The organism is Acidovorax sp. M14, assembly GCF_049331375.1.
GTDB lineage: Bacteria > Pseudomonadota > Gammaproteobacteria > Burkholderiales > Burkholderiaceae_C > Acidovorax.
Genome location: NZ_CP186263.1, coordinates 3868190 through 3884223, shown reverse-complemented (window position 1 = coordinate 3884223; position 16034 = coordinate 3868190). Strand labels below are relative to the sequence as shown.

Here is a 16034-nt window from a genome sequence, read left to right as displayed (position 1 = left end):
AAGAGGCCTTCGCACTGGCAAAAATTGGGTGAACAGGCCCTAACCGAGGAACGGTTTGACGAGACTTTCCGCACCAACATTTACGGCTACTTCCACATGGCCAAGGCGGCACTGCCGCATCTGCAACGTGGCGATTCGATCATCAACACCGGCTCGGTCACGGGCCTGCGCGGTAGCAAGGAACTGCTGGACTATTCGGCCACCAAGGGCGCGATCCACGCATTTACCAAGGCGCTGGCGCACAACCTGGCCGACCGGGGCATTCGCGTGAACGCGGTGGCGCCGGGGCCGGTGTGGACACCGCTGAACCCGGCGGACCGCCCCGCCAAGGAGGTAGAAAAGTTTGGCGCTTCAACGCACCTGGGCCGCCCGGCGCAACCCGAGGAAATCTCTCCCGCCTACGTGTTCCTGGCGGCGCCTTGTTGCTCCAGCTACATCACGGGCATCGTGCTGCCCATCACCGGCAACGCAGGCGACGGGGCCTGAGTCCGGTGAGCGGGGGCCGCGTCAAAGCCGTTCTTTGGCGTACGAACCCCGGTCCATATCGACGATCTCCACACTGAGCTGCACCATCACACCCTGCGGCCGGGGCGTGCGCTCGCGCAGCACGGCGGCAATGAGGTCGGACAGCTCCTTCTTGGCCTCGGGCGTGCGCCCGGCGAGCAAGCGCAACTGGGCATGCACAAACGCGCGGTTGGCAGGCGCAATGCCGATCTCGAAGCTGTCGGCCACGATGAAGCGAGTCTTCAGGTCCGCCTCGTCCTGCACCTGGGGGTGGGCGCACAGGGCGGCGTTGAGGGCGGTCAGCGTTTCGGCCTCGGGGTAGTGGGGCAGATTGGCCGAGTATTCGATGGTCAGGTGGGGCATGGAATCGTCTCGCTGAAGGGATAAGAAGGGGCCTGCGTGGGCAGGTGGCCTGGGCTGTGCATGGTACTGCGGTGCATCAATGGCTGAGTGACTGCGTTGCCAGCGCATGCAGCGCCTCTATCAACTGCGCCACGTCGTCGGTGGTGTGCGCGGCCGACAGCGCAATGCGCAGCCGCGCCGTGCCTGCCGGCACGGTGGGCGGGCGAATGGCAGGCACCCACAGGCCTTGGGCGCGCAGGCCTTCCATCACCGCCAGCGCGGCCTCATTGCTGCCGATGATCAGCGCCTGCACCGGCGTGCGCGAGGGCAGCAGGTGCCAGCCCAGGGGGGCAGGCAGTGTGGCCAGGCCTTGGCGCAGCTGTGCGATGAGTCCGTCCAGGTGCGCGCGCCGGTCGTCGGCCGCCTCCATGAGATGCAGGCTCTGGCGCAGCGCGCTCGCCAGCAGCGGCGGGGCGGCGGTGGCAAAGATATAGGTGCGCGTTTTCTGCAGCAGCCATTCGATGAGCGCGGCATCTCCCGCCACAAACGCACCGGCCACGCCCGCTGCCTTGCCCAGCGTGGCCATGTACAGCACGCGGCGTGAGGCGTTGGGCCCCGTCAGCCCGGCCTGTGCCAGACTGCCGCGCCCCTGCGGCCCCAGCACGCCAAAGCCGTGGGCATCGTCCAGCAGCAGCAGGGCGTCATGACGCTCGCACAGCGCCAGCAGGGCAGGGATGTCGATCAGGTCGCCATCCATGCTGAACACGGCATCGCTGATCACCAGCTTGCGCCGTGCAGGGCTGGCGGCGAGTTGCGCCTCCAGCGCAGCCAGGTCGGCGTGTGGGTAGCGGTGGATGGTGGCGCGTGACAGGCGGGCGCCGTCGATCAGGCAGGCGTGGTTGAGCGCATCGGAAAACAGCGCATCGCCGTCGCCCACCAGCGCAGGGATGATGCCGGTGTTGGTGGCATAGCCCGCATAAAAGTACAGCGCGCGGGGCAGCTGCACGTAGGCGGCCAGGTCGTGCTCCAGGGCATCGTTGGCGGCGCTGTGGCCGCTGACCAGGGGCGAGCCACCCGAACCCACGCCAAAGCGCTTGGTGGCCTCGCACGCGGCCTGGGCCAGTGCTGGGTGGCTGGCCAGGCCCAGGTAGTCATTGCTGCAAAAGGCCAGCATGGGCTGGCCGTCCACCCGCAGGCGGGCGCCGCCTGCGGGCTCCACCACACGACGGCGGCGCAGCAGGTGGGCGCGTTCGATGTCGGCCAGCCGGGCAGGAATCTCGTCGAGCCAGGACGCTTGTGGCGCGGTGGGGGCCGTCATCGCCAGTCCTTCGGCAGGTCAAACACCAGGCTGCCGGGTTCCGGCAGTTCCTGGTACGGCACATCGGCCAGCAGTGGTGCATTCAGCCGTGCACGCAGGTAGGCGATGTTGTCTTCCACCGCCTCCATGTCGGGGTCCACGCGGTTGGCCACCCAGCCCGCCAGCGTGAGGCCGCGCGCGCGGATGGCCTCGGCCGTGAGCAGGGCGTGGTTCAGGCAGCCCAGGCGCAAACCCACCACCAGCACCACAGGCAGCGCCAGGGCCTGGGCGAGGTCGGCGCCCGTGAGTGTGTCGGTGAGCGGCACATGAAAGCCCCCTGCACCCTCCACCACCACGGCGTCGGCCTGCGCGGCAAGTGCCTGGTAGCTGCGCACGATGGCGGCGATGTCGATCTGCACGCCCGCCCGCGCCGCAGCGATGTGGGGCGAGAGCGGGTCGGGCAGCAGCACGGGGTTGTCCAGCGCTGGCGGCACGGCCAGGGTGGAGGCCGAGCGCAGTGCGATCGCGTCTTCACTGGCCCAGTCGTCCCCCCAGGGCACCAGGCCAGCCGCCACAGGCTTCATGCCCACCACGCGGCGGTGGTGGCGCGCCAGCGCGTGCAGCAGCCCGGCGGACACCAGCGTCTTGCCGACACCGGTATCGGTGCCGGTCACAAAACATCCCATCATCAACTTTCCTCCTGCAGGGTGGCGTTCAGTGCATCCAGCGCGCCATGGGCCAGGCATTGCACCGCCTCGTCGTCGAGCGCATAGGGCGGCATGGCATACAGCGTTTTCCCAATCGGCCGCAGCACCAGTCCCCGCGCCATGGCGTGCTGGTGGTAGCGGCGCGCAAAGTCGGGCAGGGGTGTGTCCACATCCCAGGCCCAGATCATTCCGATGCGGCGTGCATGCCGCACGCGTGGGTGCTGGTTGAGCGATGCGCAGGCAGCGTCGATGCGCTGCGCCAGCGCCCTGTTGGCGTTCAGCGCATCCAGCTGCTCAAACAGTTCCAGCGTGGCCAGCGCTGCGCGGCAGGCCAGCGGGTTGCCGGTGTACGAGTGCGAATGCAGAAAGCCGCGCGCCACATCGTCGTCGTAGAAAGCGGCATACACCGCGTCCGTCGTCAGCACGGCCGACAGGGGCAGCGTGCCACCCGTGAGGCCCTTGGACAGGCAGATGAAATCGGGCCTGATGCCTGCCTGCTGGTGCGCGAACATCGTGCCTGTGCGGCCAAAGCCCACGGCGATTTCATCGACCACCAGATGCACCTCGTAGCGGTCGCACAGCGCGCGCGCCAGGCGCAGGTATTCGGGGTCGTGCAGGGCCATGCCGGCTGCGCACTGCACCAGGGGCTCGACGATGAGCGCAGCGGTGGTGCTGTGGTGCTCTTGCAACCACGCCTCCAGCGCCGCAGCGGCGCGCCGGGCCACGTCCTGTGCCGTCTCACCCGGGGCTGCGCCGCGTGCATCGGGGCTGGGCACGGTGTCGGCCAGGCGCACCAGGGGCGCATAGGCCTCGCGGAAGATGGCGATGTCGGTTACGGCCAGCGCGCCCACGGTTTCGCCGTGGTAGCCGCCGGCCAGGCCCACAAAGCGGCTCTTGGCGGGGCGGCCGGTGTTGCGCCAGTAATGCGCGCTCATCTTGAGCGCAATCTCGGTGGCGGCGGCGCCATCGCTGCCGTAGAACGCGTGGCCCAGGCCGGTGAGCGCGGCCAGGCGTTCTGACAGCTCCACCACCGGTGCGTGCGTGAAGCCCGCGAGCATCACATGGTCGAGCCGGCCGAGCTGGTCCACCAGCGCGGCCTGGATGTGCGGGTGGCTGTGGCCGAACAGGTTGACCCACCAGGAGCTGATGCCGTCCAGGTAACGCTGGCCATTTGTGCCATAGAGCCACGGGCCCTGGGCGCGGGCAATGGCCACGGGCGGCTGGGCCTCGTGCCGCTTCATCTGCGTGCAGGGGTGCCAGACGCTGGCCAGGCTGCGGGCCACCAGAGCGTCGTGTGTCGGCTGCTGCATGTTCAGACGGCCTGCGTGGGCACGGCGTGGCGCAGTTCCGTCTGGCGGTTGTGCTCGTCCACAAACACCAGCTGCGGCTGGTGTGTGGCCACCTGGTCCTCATGCACCTGGGCAAAGGCCGCAATGATGATGAGATCGCCTGCGGACGCGCGGCGTGCGGCCGAGCCGTTCACCGAGATCATGCCGCTGCCGCGCTGGCCCTTGATGGCGTAGGTGACAAAGCGCTCGCCGTTGTTGATGTTCCAGATGTGGATCTGCTCGTTCTCGGCGATGTTGGCGGCGTCTAGCAGGTCTTCGTCGATGGCGCAGGAGCCTTCGTAGTGCAGCTCGCACTGGGTCACGGCCACGCGGTGGATCTTGGATTTGAGCAGGGTGCGGAACATCGGCTTCCTTGAATGAAGTCTGTGGATGGGGGAGGGCCTGCCGGTGGCAGGGCCGTGGCCGGTCAGGGCTGGGAGAAGTCCAGCGTGCAGCTGTCGCCCAGTGCCTCGCGCCACACGCGCACGCGGCTCACGCTGGCGCGCAAGTCGGCGGGCAGTGCCTGGGCGATGAACAGGCACAGGTTTTCCAGCGTCGGCGTGCCCAGGCCGGGCACTTCGTCCAGCATGTGGTGGTCCAGCTGCTCGCGCACCACGGCCAGGCCCTGGCGCAGCAGGCCCAGGTCCAGCACCATGCCGGTGGCGGGGTCGCGCGTGCCGGTCAGGAACACTTCGGCATGGTAGGTGTGGCCGTGCACACGGCGGCTGCCTTCGGCCTCGATCTCGCGGCGCAGGGTGTGGGCGGCGTCGAAGAAGAAGCGCTGGGATATGGTGAACAACATACGGTGATTTAGAAGGACTTGGAGAGGCTAACAAAGCTCAGCGAAGCGGCCCTGGCTAGGCGTTCCGCCGCAGGCAGTACGAGTAGTACGACAAGGCGGGACAACGACGCCGGGGGAGTTTTGTTGGCCTCTCTCACCTGATGCCGGTGAGCTTGTGGGTTTGCAGGCTCAATCGCCATGCAGGGTGGGCCAGGCAGGCGTCAATGCAGGCGGCAGTGTTCTGGCGCTGCAGCAGGCCGTCCATGGGCTGCAGAAAGCGGTGGGTGAACTGCGTGTCCTGCTCCAGCGCCTGCAGGTCAAAGCCGGGCTGGGGCCAGACGAGTTTCAGCTCCTGCCCGCTGCGCTGCACCCACGGCGCGCCGGCCTTGGGGCTGATGCACAGCCAGTCGATGCCCTCCGGTGCGGCCACGGTGCCGTTGCTTTCGACGGCAATGCGGAACTGCTGGGCGTGCAGCGCGTCGATCAGCGCCGCATCCACCTGCAGCAGGGGCTCGCCACCCGTCAGCACCACCAGGCGGTGGCCTGCGCCCGCAGGCCATTGGGCGGCGATCAATTCGGCCAGTGCCGTGGCCGTCTCGAACTTGCCGCCCAGCGTGCCGTCGGTGCCCACAAAGTCGGTGTCGCAGAACTGGCAGATGGCCTGCGCACGGTCTTGCTCGCGGCCTGTCCAGAGGTTGCAGCCTGCAAAGCGGCAGAACACCGCGGGCGTGCCCGCTTGGCCGCCTTCGCCTTGCAGGGTGTAGAAAATTTCTTTGACGCTGTAGGTCATCGGGGCACCGGGGGAACGAGGATGGTGGGGGCGGCAGGCGCTGCCACCTCGGGGTAGTCGCGGCTGAAATGCAGGCCCCGGCTCTCGCGGCGCAGCTGGGCGCTTTTCACGATCAGGTCGGCCACCTGCACCAGGTTGCGCAGCTCCAGCAAATCGCGTGTGACGTGGAAGTGCGCGTAAAACTCCTGAATCTCACCCTGCAGCATCGCAATGCGGTGGGCGGCGCGCTCCAGGCGCTTGTTGGTGCGCACGATGCCCACGTAGTCCCACATGAAGCGGCGCAGCTCGTCCCAGTTGTGGGAGATGACGACGGACTCATCGGCATCGGTCACGCGGCTGTCGTCCCAGGCGGGCACGGTGGGCAGTTCCGTGGCCGGGGCGGCTGCAATGGCTTGCGCGGCGGCGCGGGCGAACACCATGCATTCGAGCAGCGAGTTGCTGGCCAGGCGGTTGGCGCCGTGCAGGCCGGTGCAGGCCACCTCGCCCACGGCAAACAGGCCGGGCAGGTCGGTGCGGCCCGCCAGGTCGGTCAGCACACCGCCACAGGTGAAGTGGGCTGTGGGCACCACGGGGATGGGTTCCTTCGTGATGTCGATGCCCAGCGACGCGCAGTGCGCGAGGATGTTGGGGAAGTGCTCCTGCAGGAAGGCCGGGCATTGGTGCGAGATGTCGAGGTGCACGCAGTCCAGCCCGTGCTTCTTCATCTCGAAGTCGATGGCGCGGGCCACCACGTCGCGCGGGGCCAGCTCGGCGCGCGGGTCGTGGTCCAGCATGAAGCGCGTGCCGCCTGCCGAGGGGGGGAGCTTGAGTTGCCCACCCTCGCCGCGCACGGCCTCGCTGATGAGGAAGGATTTTTCGTGCGGGTGGTACAGCCCTGTGGGGTGGAACTGGATGAACTCCATGTTCGCCACGCGGCAGCCTGCGCGCCAGGCGGCGGCAATGCCGTCGCCCGTGGCGGTGTCGGGGTTGGTGGTGTACAGGTACACCTTGCCCGCGCCGCCGGTGGCCAGAATGGTTTGGGGGGCGCGGAAGGTGACGACCTCATCGGTGTCGCTGTCCAGCGCATACAGGCCCAGGCAGCGGTTGCCGCTCAATCCCAGCTTGCGCGTAGTGATCAGGTCCACCAGCGTGTGCTGCTCAAACAGCGTGATGCCGGGCGTGCTGCGCACCACGTCGATCAGCGTGCGCTGCACGGCGGCGCCCGTGGCATCCGTCACATGCGCAATGCGGCGGGCGCTGTGGCCGCCTTCGCGCGTCAGGTGCAGCTGGTCGCCTTCGAGCGTGAAGGGCACGCCCAGGCCGCGCAGCCAGGCGATGGACTCGGGCGCGTTCTCCACCACAAAGCGGGTGGTGGCCAGGTCGCACAGGCCTGCGCCTGCGACCAGCGTGTCTTCGATGTGCGCGGCAAAGCTGTCGTCGTCGGCCAGCACGGCGGCAATGCCGCCCTGGGCCCAGCCGCTGGAGCCATCCTGCAGCGTGCGCTTGGTGATCACGGCCACGCGGTGGGTGGGCGCCAGGTGCAGCGCGGCGGAGAGGCCTGCGAGGCCGCTGCCTACGATGAGAACGTCGAAGTCGTGGGATGCCATGGCTTGCGGGTATGGAGTAATGCCACGGCCACCGGCCAGGGCGGTGAACAGTGGGAAGCGGCGCTAGGCCGGCGTGTAGGCCAGGCGCACGTAGATGGGCGCAAAAGCTTCGGCCTGCGTGATCTCGATCAGCGTCTCTTTGGCCAGCTCCAGCAGCGCGATGAAGGTCACCACCAGCACGGTGCTGCCTTTTTCGGGCTCGAAGAGTTCTTCAAACTCCACAAAGCGGCGGCCCTGCAGGGTCTTGAGCACCATGCTCATGTACTCGCGCACGCTCAGTTCTTCGCGCGTGATCTTGTGGTGCTGTACAAGCTTGGCGCGCTTCAAAATGTCGCGCCACGCCTCCTGCAGCTCCACCACATGCACATCGGGAAAGCGTGGCTGCAGGCTTTGTTCGATGTAGACCTGCGCCTTCAAAAAGTCGCGGCCGTACTGCGGCAGGTTGGCCAGGCGCATGGCGGCCATCTTCATCTGCTCGTATTCGAGCAGGCGGCGCACCAGCTCGGCACGCGGGTCTTCGGGTTCCTCGCCGCCTTCCTGCTTCTTGGGCGGCAGCAGCATGCGCGACTTGATCTCGATGAGCATGGCCGCCATCAGCAAATACTCGGCCGCCAGCTCCAGGTTGCGGCTGCGGATCTCGTCCACATACGCGAGGTACTGCTTGGTCACCCCCACCATGGGGATGTCGAGAATGTTGAAGTTCTGCTTGCGGATCAGGTACAGCAGCAAGTCCAGCGGGCCTTCAAAGGCTTCGAGGAAGACTTCGAGCGCGTCGGGCGGGATGTACAGGTCCTGCGGCAGCGCAAACAGCGGCTCGCCATACAGGCGCGCCAGGGCCACCTGATCGACCACATCAGGCATGCCCGCCGCATCCAGCGAGGGCGCGCCGGGCGAGTCTGCCGCTTCGGCTGCGTTCGCGGTGGTCATGATCTGCTATTGAATCAGTAGCTGCCAGCGCAATAAATACCTGCGCTTGTGGCTAAAAACATGCTCAATCGGCGTTGGTCTGGTACACGTAGGGCTTCTGGGGCACCTGGGCGTCGCGGTACTCGCCCCAGATCTTGCGGTCCACTTGCTTGTCCCACAGCAGGGCACGGCCGGCTTGCTGCTGCTGGTCCAGCTCGGGACGGCTTGCCTTGAGCTGGTTGATGAACTGGGTGGCGTCGGATTGGTAGTCGGGGCGGCGGAAAATAGACATGGACTGTGAACTCTTTCTTGGAACGCGTCAGGCACAGTGATGCACCGAAGGTCCAAGATTTTACCGGGACGAATTTATGCGCTTGATATATCGCTCGGCCGCCATGGCGGCGGCCACCTTTTCCCTGCTGGTGCTTGCCGCCTGCGACCCGCAACGCATCAGCGAGCTCAAAGAGGGCGTCTCGACCGAAGCCGACGTGCGCGACCGCTTCGGTGCCCCCGAGAATGTGTGGGACGAGCCCGGTGGCGCGCGTACCTTCGAATACAACCGCCAGCCTGCTGGCCAGGTCAACTACATGATCACCATCGGCCCCGACGGCCGCATGAGCGCGCTGCGTCAGGTGCTCACACCCGAAACCTTTGCCCGCGTGTCGCCCGGCATGCGCATGGACGAGGTGCGCCGCCTGCTGGGCAAGCCCGCCAAGGTCACGCCCTACGAGTTGAAGAAGGAGACCTGGGCCGACTGGCGCTACCTGGAGGCACCCAACCAGTCCAAGGTCTTCACGGTGGTCTATGGACCCGGCCAGTTCGTGCTGCGCACGCAGACGGGCGCCGACACGGAGGCGCCTGAGTTCAAGGGCGGGAAGTAGCGGCATCTTCGCGCACTGGCCCGCTCTGGCCCGCACTGGCGCGTTGCTTGCTTCTCATCTTGCAGACTGACCGCTGGCTGCGCGCCGGGCTGCCCCCAAGTTCCTAGTGCTCCACCGGCGGAAAGCCTCCGCGCCTTTGCCACGCCACCCATCGCTGAACGCCCATGCCCGATACCCCGCCAACCGCCAACGACACTGCCCCGCCACTGTCCGCCCTGCGCCATGGCGCCTTTGAAGATGCCCAGGCCCTGTTCGCAGGCACCTTGTTTGTGGCCATGGCGCTCATGCTGTTCAACCAGGCGGGGCTGCTGGTGGGCGGCACGGCGGGCGTGGCGTTCTTGCTGCATTACGTCACCGGCATTTCGTTTGGCAAGCTGTTCTTTGTGGTCAACCTGCCGTTCTATTGGTTCGCCTGGACGCGCATGGGGCGCGAGTTCACGATCAAGACTTTTGTCTGCGTGGGCCTGCTGTCGCTGCTGACCGAATTGTTCCCGCACGTGATGCATGTGGACTATCTCAACCCGCTGTTCGCCTCGCTGCTGGGTGGGCTGCTGCTGGGCACGGGCTGCCTGTTTCTGGCACGCCACCGATCCAGCCTGGGCGGGGCCACGGTGGTGTCGCTGTACCTGCAAGGCCGCCACGGCATGCGTGCGGGCAAGGTGCAGATGATGATTGACGGCACCGTGGTGCTGCTCGCGTTGTTCGTGGTGCCGGTGGAGCGGGTGGCGTATTCGGTGCTGGCAGTGCTGGTGATGAGCGGGTTCCTGTGGATCAGCCACCGGCCGGGCCGCTACGTGGGCCATTGAGAAAGAGAGCCATCCGCGTGGTGGCTGAACGCCTCGTACGATGAGCGAGAGCCTGGGGTTCTGGGCCCCGCCCAACGCCTTCGGGCCATTCCATTCCCTGCGTCAACCCTGCTTCAGTGGGGTGCGCTTGCGCGTCCTCCCGCCATAGAGTTCCAGGCACCCCGCCTGCATCCGCACGAGGGAGCCGGACCCGTCTGTGCCTCCCGAGGGGTGAAGCGTCCCCCCCGTTCACAGACCCGGAGAACCCCTGATGTATCGAAATTTTTCCGCCACGGCCGAGGCCTTGAGTGCGAGGCTTGCCGGTGCGGCCCGGACGTTGTCCCTGGTCGTGGCTGGCGCCCTGGCAGCTTGTGGCGGTGGCGGAGAATCTGCCGAGCCACCGCCTCCACCCCCACCACCTTCCGTGGTGCAGCATCCGGTAGGGGGCACGGTGACGGGGCTGACGGGCACGCTGGTGCTCGCCAACGGAGCAGGTGCGGAAGTGACCATCACGGCCAGCGGCAGTTATGTCACCAACGTTGCGCAGGGGCAGACTTACACCATCGTTGTGCGCACCCAGCCAGTGGGCCAGACCTGCGTGGTGGAAAACGGCACGGGCGTGGTGACGGGCCCTGTCTCCAACATCCGGGTGACCTGCACCACCAACACCTATGCCGTGGGTGGGACCGTCACGGGCCTGGCGGGCGCATTGAGGCTGCGGCTGAACGGCGCTGCTGATCTGCTGCTGACAGAGAACGGCGCTTTCCGGTTTGAATCTCTGGTCTCTCACGGTAGCGCCTACGCGGTCACGGTGGTTGCGCAGCCTGGGGATCAGGCCTGCTCGGTCGAAGCTGGCACCGGAGTCGCCGTGGCGCCGGTCACCCAGGTGAGGGTGCTCTGCAGCACGATCTATACCCCGCCTCCGCCACCGCCCCCACCGCCGCCAGCCCCACCGGCACCGGGTGGCCTGGGCATTGGCTACGGAACGAAGGCCCTGGTCTTCTCGTGGACTTCGGCACCGGGTGCCACCAGCTACACGGTGTACGAGGACCCGGATGGCGCAGGCCCGTCGGCACCCGTGCAGATCGGATCCACCACCACCACGGGGCTGACCTATGCCGTACCCGTGCAGCTGCATCTGCGGCTGAATGCCACCTATACCGTGCAGGCCTGCAATGCGGGGGGCTGCAGTGCCCCGTCAACTTCTGTGGCGGCCGACATGGTGCGCGCCGTGGGGTACTTCAAGGCATCGGCGACCACGGTGGAAGGCCGGTTTGGCAACCGTGTGGCCTTGTCCAGCAACGGCACCACCCTGGCTGTGGGGGCGTATGGAGAGGGGGGCAACACCGGCGCGGTGTACGTCTTCACGAAGAGCGGCGCCACGTGGTCGCAGCAGGCACGCATTGCGGCCCCCAACGGCGAGGCCAACGACTATTTTGGCAATGCCGTGGCGCTGTCGGCCGACGGCAACACCTTGGCCATTGGCGCGGATGGCGAGAGCGGCGACCAGAAGGGCACGTTTGCGACCATGCCCGCCACCAACAACCTGGCCAGCAGCTCAGGCGCTGTCTATGTGTATTCGCGCGCTGGTGCGGTCTGGTCGCAGCAGGCATTCATCAAGGCCAACAACGCGGATGCCGACGATCTTTTCGGCTCGTTCGTCGCCCTCTCGAACGACGGCAACACCCTGGCAGTCGGGGCCTACAACGAGGATGGCGACCTGACCGGAACACACGGCAATGCCGCCTATGCTGCGTCCGGTGCGGCTTACGTCTTCACCCGCACGGGCACCAGCTGGGCGCAGCAAAGCTACCTCAAGGCGTCCAACGCGGGTGCGGGAGATTTCTTCGGCATCTACCTCAGCCTGTCGGGCGCGGGAGACACTTTGGCGGTAGGCGCGTTCTTCGAGCGCAGCGCCCTGGCGAGTGATCCGGCGGATGACACCCTGACCAACGCTGGTGCGGCCTATGTGTTCCAGCGCAATGCAGGGGCGTGGTCGCAGCAGGCCTACCTGAAGGCCCCCAACCCCCAGGCACAGGACCGCTTCGGTGTGTCGGTCATCCTGTCGGGCGACGGCAACACGCTGGCGGTTGGCATGGATGGAGACAGCAGCAACTACACCGGCACCTTCGTCGTGCCGCCGCCCAGCAACACCCTGGCACTCAGCTCTGGCGCGGTGTTTGTGTTTATTCGCGCAGGTGGCGTCTGGCAGTCACAGGCGTATTTGAAAGCCTCCAACACCCGTACGCCCCATCGTTTCGGCAACAACCTGGCCATGTCCAGCGACGGAAACACGCTGGTGGTGCCGTCATACCGCGACGACAGCAATGCGCGCGGATTCAATGGTGACCAGGCCAACACCACGGCCGCAGATGCTGGCGCTGTGCTGGTGTTCCGCCGCAGTGCGGGCACCTGGGCGCAACAGGCCTACCTGAAGGCGCCCAACACCGGCCCCGGTGACCGGTTTGGTGGCCGTGTGGCGATATCGGGGGACGGCACTACGCTGGCCGTGGGTGCGTCCACCGAAGACAGCGGATCGACTGGCATTGGTGGCAACCAGGCGGACGAAAGCAGCACCAACGCGGGCGCGGTTTATCTGTACTGAGCGCTTGCTGAAGGGCAGTCGTCACCGGGCTGCCCTGTTCTCATTCGGCGCATGGGGGGCTCAGCGCCCCCCCGGTACCCTTGACCGTCGCTGTATTTACCAGCCCTGCGTGCCTTACCGCACCCGCATGCCCGGCGTGGCGCCCGGCCAGGGGTTGAGCACGTAGATGCCAGGGTTGGCCTTTTCATCGCCATGACTGGCGGCCAGCACCATGCCTTCGCTCACGCCAAACTTCATCTTGCGTGGGGCCAGGTTGGCCACCATCACGGTGTGTTTGCCCACCAGGTCTTCGGGCTTGTAGGCGCTGGCAATGCCGGAGAAGACATTGCGCATGCGGCCTTCGCCCACGTCCAGCGTCAGGCGCAGCAGCTTGGTGGAACCTTCCACCGGCTCGCAGTTCACGATCAGCGCGATGCGCAGGTCGATCTTGGTGAAGTCGTCGATGGTGATCGTGGGGGCGAGTTCTTCACCACCAGGGGTTGCTACGGTTTCAGTAGCTGCTGGCGCTTGCTCTGCTTGCGCTGGGGGCTCAAACAGTGCTTCAAGCTGCTCGGGCGTCACGCGCTGCATCAGGTGCTGGTAGGGCTGGATGGCCTGCACGTCGCCCTGCACGGTCCACTGCTGCATGTTCACGCCCACAAAGCCTTGCACCGCCTGGGCCAAGCCCGGCAGCACGGGGGCCAGGTAGCGGGTGAGGGTGGCAAAGGCGTTGACCAGCACCGAGCACACCTGGTGCAGCGCCTCGTTGTTGGCGGCGTCCTTGGCCAGGTCCCAGGGCTTGTTCTGGTCCACGTAGGCGTTGACCTTGTCGGCCAGCAGCATGATCTCGCGCGTGGCCTTGCTGTACTCGCGCGTTTCGTACATCTGCGCGATGGCGTCGCTGGCACCGCGCACCTCGGCCAGCAGGGCAGCGCCTGTGGTGCCAAAGTTGCTGGTGAGCTTGCCGTCAAAGCGCTTGGTCAAGAAGCCCGCTGCGCGGCTGGCGATGTTCACGTACTTGCCGATCAGGTCGCTGTTCACGCGCAGCATGAAGTCTTCGGCATTGAAGTCGATGTCTTCGTTGCGCGCCGACAGCTTGGCGGCCAGGTAGTAGCGCAGCCACTCGGCGTTCATGCCCAGGCTCAGGTACTTGAGCGGGTCCAGGCCGGTGCCACGGCTTTTGCTCATCTTCTCGCCGTTGTTCACCGTCAAAAAGCCGTGCACGAACACGTTGTTCGGCGTCTTGCGGCCGCTGAAGTGCAGCATGGCGGGCCAGAACAGGGTGTGGAAGGTGACGATGTCCTTGCCGATGAAGTGGTACTGCTCCATGGCTGGGTCGGCCATGTAGGCGTCGTAGCTTTCGCCGCGCTTTTCCAGCAGGTTCTTCAGCGACGCGAGGTAGCCCACGGGCGCATCCAGCCACACGTAGAAGTATTTGCCCGGTGCGTCCGGGATCTCGATGCCGAAGTAGGGCGCGTCGCGGCTGATGTCCCAGTCGCCCAGGCCTTCGCTGGTGGTGCCGTCGGGGTTGGTGCGGACGGTGAACCATTCCCTGATCTTGTTGGCCACCTCGGGCTGCAGTTTGCCGTCTTGTGTCCAGTTCTCCAGAAACTCCACGCAGCGTGGGTCCGAGAGCTTGAAGAAGAAATGCTCGGAGTGCTTGAGTTCGGGCTTGGCGCCGGAGAGGGCCGAGAAGGGGTTGATCAGGTCGGTGGGCGCGTACACCGTGCCGCACACCTCGCAGTTGTCGCCGTACTGGTCCTTGGCGTGGCACTTGGGGCATTCGCCCTTGATGTAGCGGTCGGGCAGGAACATGTTCTTCTCGGGGTCGAAGAACTGTTCGATGGTGCGCACCTCGATCAGGCTGCCGTCGGCGCGGTCGCGCAAGTCGCGGTAGATCTGGCGGGCCAGGTCGTGGTTTTCGGGCGCGTCGGTGCTGTGCCAGTTGTCAAAGCTGATGTGAAAACCGTCCAGATACTGCTTGCGGCCCGCCGCGATGTCGGCCACGAACTGCTGGGGTGTCTTGCCTGCCTTTTCGGCGGCAATCATGATGGGCGCGCCGTGGGTGTCGTCGGCACCACAGAAGTTGACCGCGTTGCCCTGCATGCGCTGGAACCGCACCCAGATGTCGGCCTGGATGTATTCCATGATGTGGCCGATGTGGAAGTTGCCGTTGGCATACGGCAGGGCGGTGGTAACGAAGAGTTTGCGGGCGGAGGTCGTCATGAAAAGCAGCTTTCTCAGGCGGAACCCGCGATTTTAGGCGGTCGACAGCACTTTGGGCGGCTGTGGGTTCTGATCTGCCAAGGCCGGGTCGCGCAGGTGCCAATCAGGGCGTGCGTTCAGCCCGCCGGTGGCCCCACAATGCCCCGCATTCCAACCAACAACAGGGGACAACACATGGCCAGCACATGGGCAAAGCGGGTGGGATGGGGCGTGGGTGGCGTCGTGGTGGCGGTGGCCGCCTATCTGGCGGCGTGGCCGGTCCCCATTCAGCCGGTGGCGTGGGCCGCGCCTGTGGCCCCCGGCTACCAGGGCGTGCATGCGCCCAACCAGCGCCTGGCGCGGCTGAACATCATCGACCTGAAGGGCGAGGTGGGCCCGGAGCACATCGCTTTGGGCAAGGACGGCAAGCTCTACACCACGGTGCTCAGCGGCAACATCCTGCGCATGAACCCCGACGGCTCGGGCCAGGAAGTGTTTGCCAACACCGGCGGGCGGGTGCTGGGCTTTGACTTTGATGCGGTGGGCAATCTGATTGCGGCCGATGCGGTCAAGGGCCTGCTGTCCATCGCACCGGACGGCAAGCTCACCGTGCTGGCCGACAAGGTGGGTAACGACCCCATCCGCTACGCCGACGCCGTGGTGGTGGCCCAGAACGGCAAGATGTACCTGAGCGATGCCTCCACCCGCTTTGCCCCCAAGGACTGGGGCGGTACGTTTGAAGCCAGCGTGCTCGACATCCTGGAGCAGGCCAGCACGGGCCGGGTGATCGAATACGACCCCGCGACGCGCAGCACGCGCGTGGTGGCGCGCGGCATCAGCTTTGCCAACGGCGTGGCGCTAAGCCAGGACGAAAAGCACCTGTTCGTCAACGAAACCGGCAAATACCGGGTGTGGAAGATTGCGGTGGATGCGAATGATCTGGACATCGGCCAGGTCAATGGCCGCACCGGCAGCCAGCCCAGCTCCCAGGCCCGCGTGCTGCTGGACAACCTGCCCGGCTACCCCGACAACCTGATGCGTGGGCTGGGCGGCAAGGTGTGGCTGGGTTTTGCCAAGCCACGCGGTGCGGCCATCGACAACATGGCGGGCAAGCCCTGGCTGCGCAGCCTCACCCTGCGCCTGCCGCGTGCGCTGTGGCCCATCCCCCAGCCCTACGGCCATGTGATTGCTTTCACCGACGACGGCAAGGTGGTGGCCGACCTGCAGGACCCGAGCGGCGCCTACCCGGAGACCACGGCCATCACCGAGACGGCTGACCGGCTATATGTGCAGAGCCTGCACGCGCATGGTTTGGGTTGGTTGCCCAAGCCCTAGGGC

General features: G+C 66.3%; 15 protein-coding genes and 1 pseudogene. 5 read left to right on the top strand and 11 right to left on the bottom strand.

Annotated elements, in window-relative coordinates; translation table 11 throughout:
• Positions 1 to 39: 39 nt before the first annotated feature.
• Positions 40 to 486: pseudogene (locus ACOYR4_RS18080) on the top strand (SDR family oxidoreductase); the annotation flags it as partial.
• 21 nt (positions 487 to 507) lie between these two features.
• Here the strand turns inward: ACOYR4_RS18080 and ACOYR4_RS18075 are convergent.
• From ACOYR4_RS18075 to ACOYR4_RS18030, 10 genes are all read right to left on the bottom strand, one after another.
• The gene (locus ACOYR4_RS18075) at positions 508 to 867 is read right to left on the bottom strand and encodes a 5-carboxymethyl-2-hydroxymuconate Delta-isomerase (protein WP_291447394.1); all 360 of its coding nucleotides are present in this window, start codon (positions 865 to 867) and stop codon (positions 508 to 510) included.
• Between the two features lie 76 nt (positions 868 to 943).
• Positions 944 to 2164 carry an 8-amino-7-oxononanoate synthase gene (bioF, locus tag ACOYR4_RS18070; RefSeq protein WP_060985105.1) on the bottom strand — a complete coding sequence of 407 codons (1221 nt, stop codon included), beginning with the start codon at positions 2162 to 2164 and terminating at the stop codon, positions 944 to 946.
• Complete coding sequence (gene bioD, locus ACOYR4_RS18065) at positions 2161 to 2832, bottom strand: dethiobiotin synthase (protein ID WP_060985106.1); 672 nt, start codon at positions 2830 to 2832, stop codon at positions 2161 to 2163. Before bioD ends, bioF begins: the two co-directional genes overlap by 4 nt.
• Complete coding sequence (gene bioA / locus ACOYR4_RS18060) at positions 2832 to 4160, bottom strand: adenosylmethionine--8-amino-7-oxononanoate transaminase (protein WP_422847545.1); 1329 nt, start codon at positions 4158 to 4160, stop codon at positions 2832 to 2834. The genes bioD and bioA overlap by 1 nt, the downstream gene beginning before the upstream one ends.
• Before the next feature lie 2 nt (positions 4161 to 4162).
• On the bottom strand, positions 4163 to 4543 hold the full coding sequence (panD, locus tag ACOYR4_RS18055) for an aspartate 1-decarboxylase (RefSeq protein ID WP_343733453.1): 381 nt from the start codon (positions 4541 to 4543) through the stop codon (positions 4163 to 4165).
• A gap of 62 nt (positions 4544 to 4605) precedes the next feature.
• On the bottom strand, positions 4606 to 4980 hold the full coding sequence (locus ACOYR4_RS18050) for a 6-carboxytetrahydropterin synthase (RefSeq protein ID WP_422847544.1): 375 nt from the start codon (positions 4978 to 4980) through the stop codon (positions 4606 to 4608).
• A gap of 133 nt (positions 4981 to 5113) precedes the next feature.
• A complete protein-coding gene (gene queE / locus ACOYR4_RS18045) occupies positions 5114 to 5749 on the bottom strand; it encodes a 7-carboxy-7-deazaguanine synthase (protein ID WP_056746775.1) in 636 nt (211 codons plus the stop codon).
• Positions 5746 to 7335 (bottom strand): L-aspartate oxidase, encoded by a 1590-nt coding sequence (gene nadB, locus ACOYR4_RS18040; RefSeq protein ID WP_422847543.1) that lies wholly within the window; start codon positions 7333 to 7335, stop codon positions 5746 to 5748. Before nadB ends, queE begins: the two co-directional genes overlap by 4 nt.
• A 63-nt stretch (positions 7336 to 7398) precedes the next feature.
• Complete coding sequence (locus ACOYR4_RS18035) at positions 7399 to 8262, bottom strand: segregation and condensation protein A (protein ID WP_422847542.1); 864 nt, start codon at positions 8260 to 8262, stop codon at positions 7399 to 7401.
• A gap of 64 nt (positions 8263 to 8326) precedes the next feature.
• Positions 8327 to 8533: a DUF3460 family protein gene (locus tag ACOYR4_RS18030; protein ID WP_015015445.1), complete on the bottom strand. Its 207-nt coding sequence runs from the start codon at positions 8531 to 8533 to the stop codon at positions 8327 to 8329.
• A gap of 76 nt (positions 8534 to 8609) precedes the next feature.
• On the opposite strand from ACOYR4_RS18030, the gene ACOYR4_RS18025 reads away from it, so the two are divergent.
• The 3 genes from ACOYR4_RS18025 to ACOYR4_RS18015 all read left to right on the top strand — a co-directional run bounded on the left by ACOYR4_RS18025 (position 8610) and on the right by ACOYR4_RS18015 (position 12512).
• The gene (locus ACOYR4_RS18025) at positions 8610 to 9122 is read left to right on the top strand and encodes an outer membrane protein assembly factor BamE (protein WP_422847541.1); all 513 of its coding nucleotides are present in this window, start codon (positions 8610 to 8612) and stop codon (positions 9120 to 9122) included.
• Positions 9123 to 9286: 164 nt separating this feature from the next.
• On the top strand, positions 9287 to 9928 hold the full coding sequence (locus tag ACOYR4_RS18020) for a YitT family protein (RefSeq protein WP_422847540.1): 642 nt from the start codon (positions 9287 to 9289) through the stop codon (positions 9926 to 9928).
• A 250-nt stretch (positions 9929 to 10178) separates the two neighbouring features.
• On the top strand, positions 10179 to 12512 hold the full coding sequence (locus tag ACOYR4_RS18015; protein ID WP_422847539.1) for an integrin: 2334 nt from the start codon (positions 10179 to 10181) through the stop codon (positions 12510 to 12512).
• A 114-nt stretch (positions 12513 to 12626) separates the two neighbouring features.
• Here ACOYR4_RS18015 and metG read toward each other — a convergent pair whose 3' ends face one another.
• On the bottom strand, positions 12627 to 14717 hold the full coding sequence (gene metG / locus ACOYR4_RS18010; RefSeq protein ID WP_422847538.1) for a methionine--tRNA ligase: 2091 nt from the start codon (positions 14715 to 14717) through the stop codon (positions 12627 to 12629).
• 174 nt (positions 14718 to 14891) lie between these two features.
• Here metG and ACOYR4_RS18005 point away from each other — a divergent pair, with 174 nt between their 5' ends.
• The gene (locus ACOYR4_RS18005) at positions 14892 to 16031 is read left to right on the top strand and encodes an SMP-30/gluconolactonase/LRE family protein (RefSeq protein WP_422847537.1); all 1140 of its coding nucleotides are present in this window, start codon (positions 14892 to 14894) and stop codon (positions 16029 to 16031) included.
• Positions 16032 to 16034: the final 3 nt, after the last annotated feature.

Bases quoted from the DNA above. Each gene is read 5' to 3' on its own strand.
- metG (WP_422847538.1), bottom strand. From the start codon at position 14,717: ATGACGACCTCCGCCCGCAAACTCTTCGTTACCACCGCCCTGCCGTAT.
- ACOYR4_RS18035 (WP_422847542.1), bottom strand. From the start codon at position 8,262: ATGACCACCGCGAACGCAGCCGAAGCGGCAGACTCGCCCGGCGCGCCC.
- ACOYR4_RS18075 (WP_291447394.1), bottom strand. From the start codon at position 867: ATGCCCCACCTGACCATCGAATACTCGGCCAATCTGCCCCACTACCCC.
- bioD (WP_060985106.1), bottom strand. From the start codon at position 2,832: ATGATGGGATGTTTTGTGACCGGCACCGATACCGGTGTCGGCAAGACG.
- ACOYR4_RS18015 (WP_422847539.1), top strand. From the start codon at position 10,179: ATGTATCGAAATTTTTCCGCCACGGCCGAGGCCTTGAGTGCGAGGCTT.
- ACOYR4_RS18005 (WP_422847537.1), top strand. From the start codon at position 14,892: ATGGCCAGCACATGGGCAAAGCGGGTGGGATGGGGCGTGGGTGGCGTC.
- ACOYR4_RS18025 (WP_422847541.1), top strand. From the start codon at position 8,610: ATGCGCTTGATATATCGCTCGGCCGCCATGGCGGCGGCCACCTTTTCC.
- panD (WP_343733453.1), bottom strand. From the start codon at position 4,543: ATGTTCCGCACCCTGCTCAAATCCAAGATCCACCGCGTGGCCGTGACC.
- queE (WP_056746775.1), bottom strand. From the start codon at position 5,749: ATGACCTACAGCGTCAAAGAAATTTTCTACACCCTGCAAGGCGAAGGC.
- bioA (WP_422847545.1), bottom strand. From the start codon at position 4,160: ATGCAGCAGCCGACACACGACGCTCTGGTGGCCCGCAGCCTGGCCAGC.
- ACOYR4_RS18050 (WP_422847544.1), bottom strand. From the start codon at position 4,980: ATGTTGTTCACCATATCCCAGCGCTTCTTCTTCGACGCCGCCCACACC.
- bioF (WP_060985105.1), bottom strand. From the start codon at position 2,164: ATGACGGCCCCCACCGCGCCACAAGCGTCCTGGCTCGACGAGATTCCT.
- ACOYR4_RS18020 (WP_422847540.1), top strand. From the start codon at position 9,287: ATGCCCGATACCCCGCCAACCGCCAACGACACTGCCCCGCCACTGTCC.
- nadB (WP_422847543.1), bottom strand. From the start codon at position 7,335: ATGGCATCCCACGACTTCGACGTTCTCATCGTAGGCAGCGGCCTCGCA.
- ACOYR4_RS18030 (WP_015015445.1), bottom strand. From the start codon at position 8,533: ATGTCTATTTTCCGCCGCCCCGACTACCAATCCGACGCCACCCAGTTC.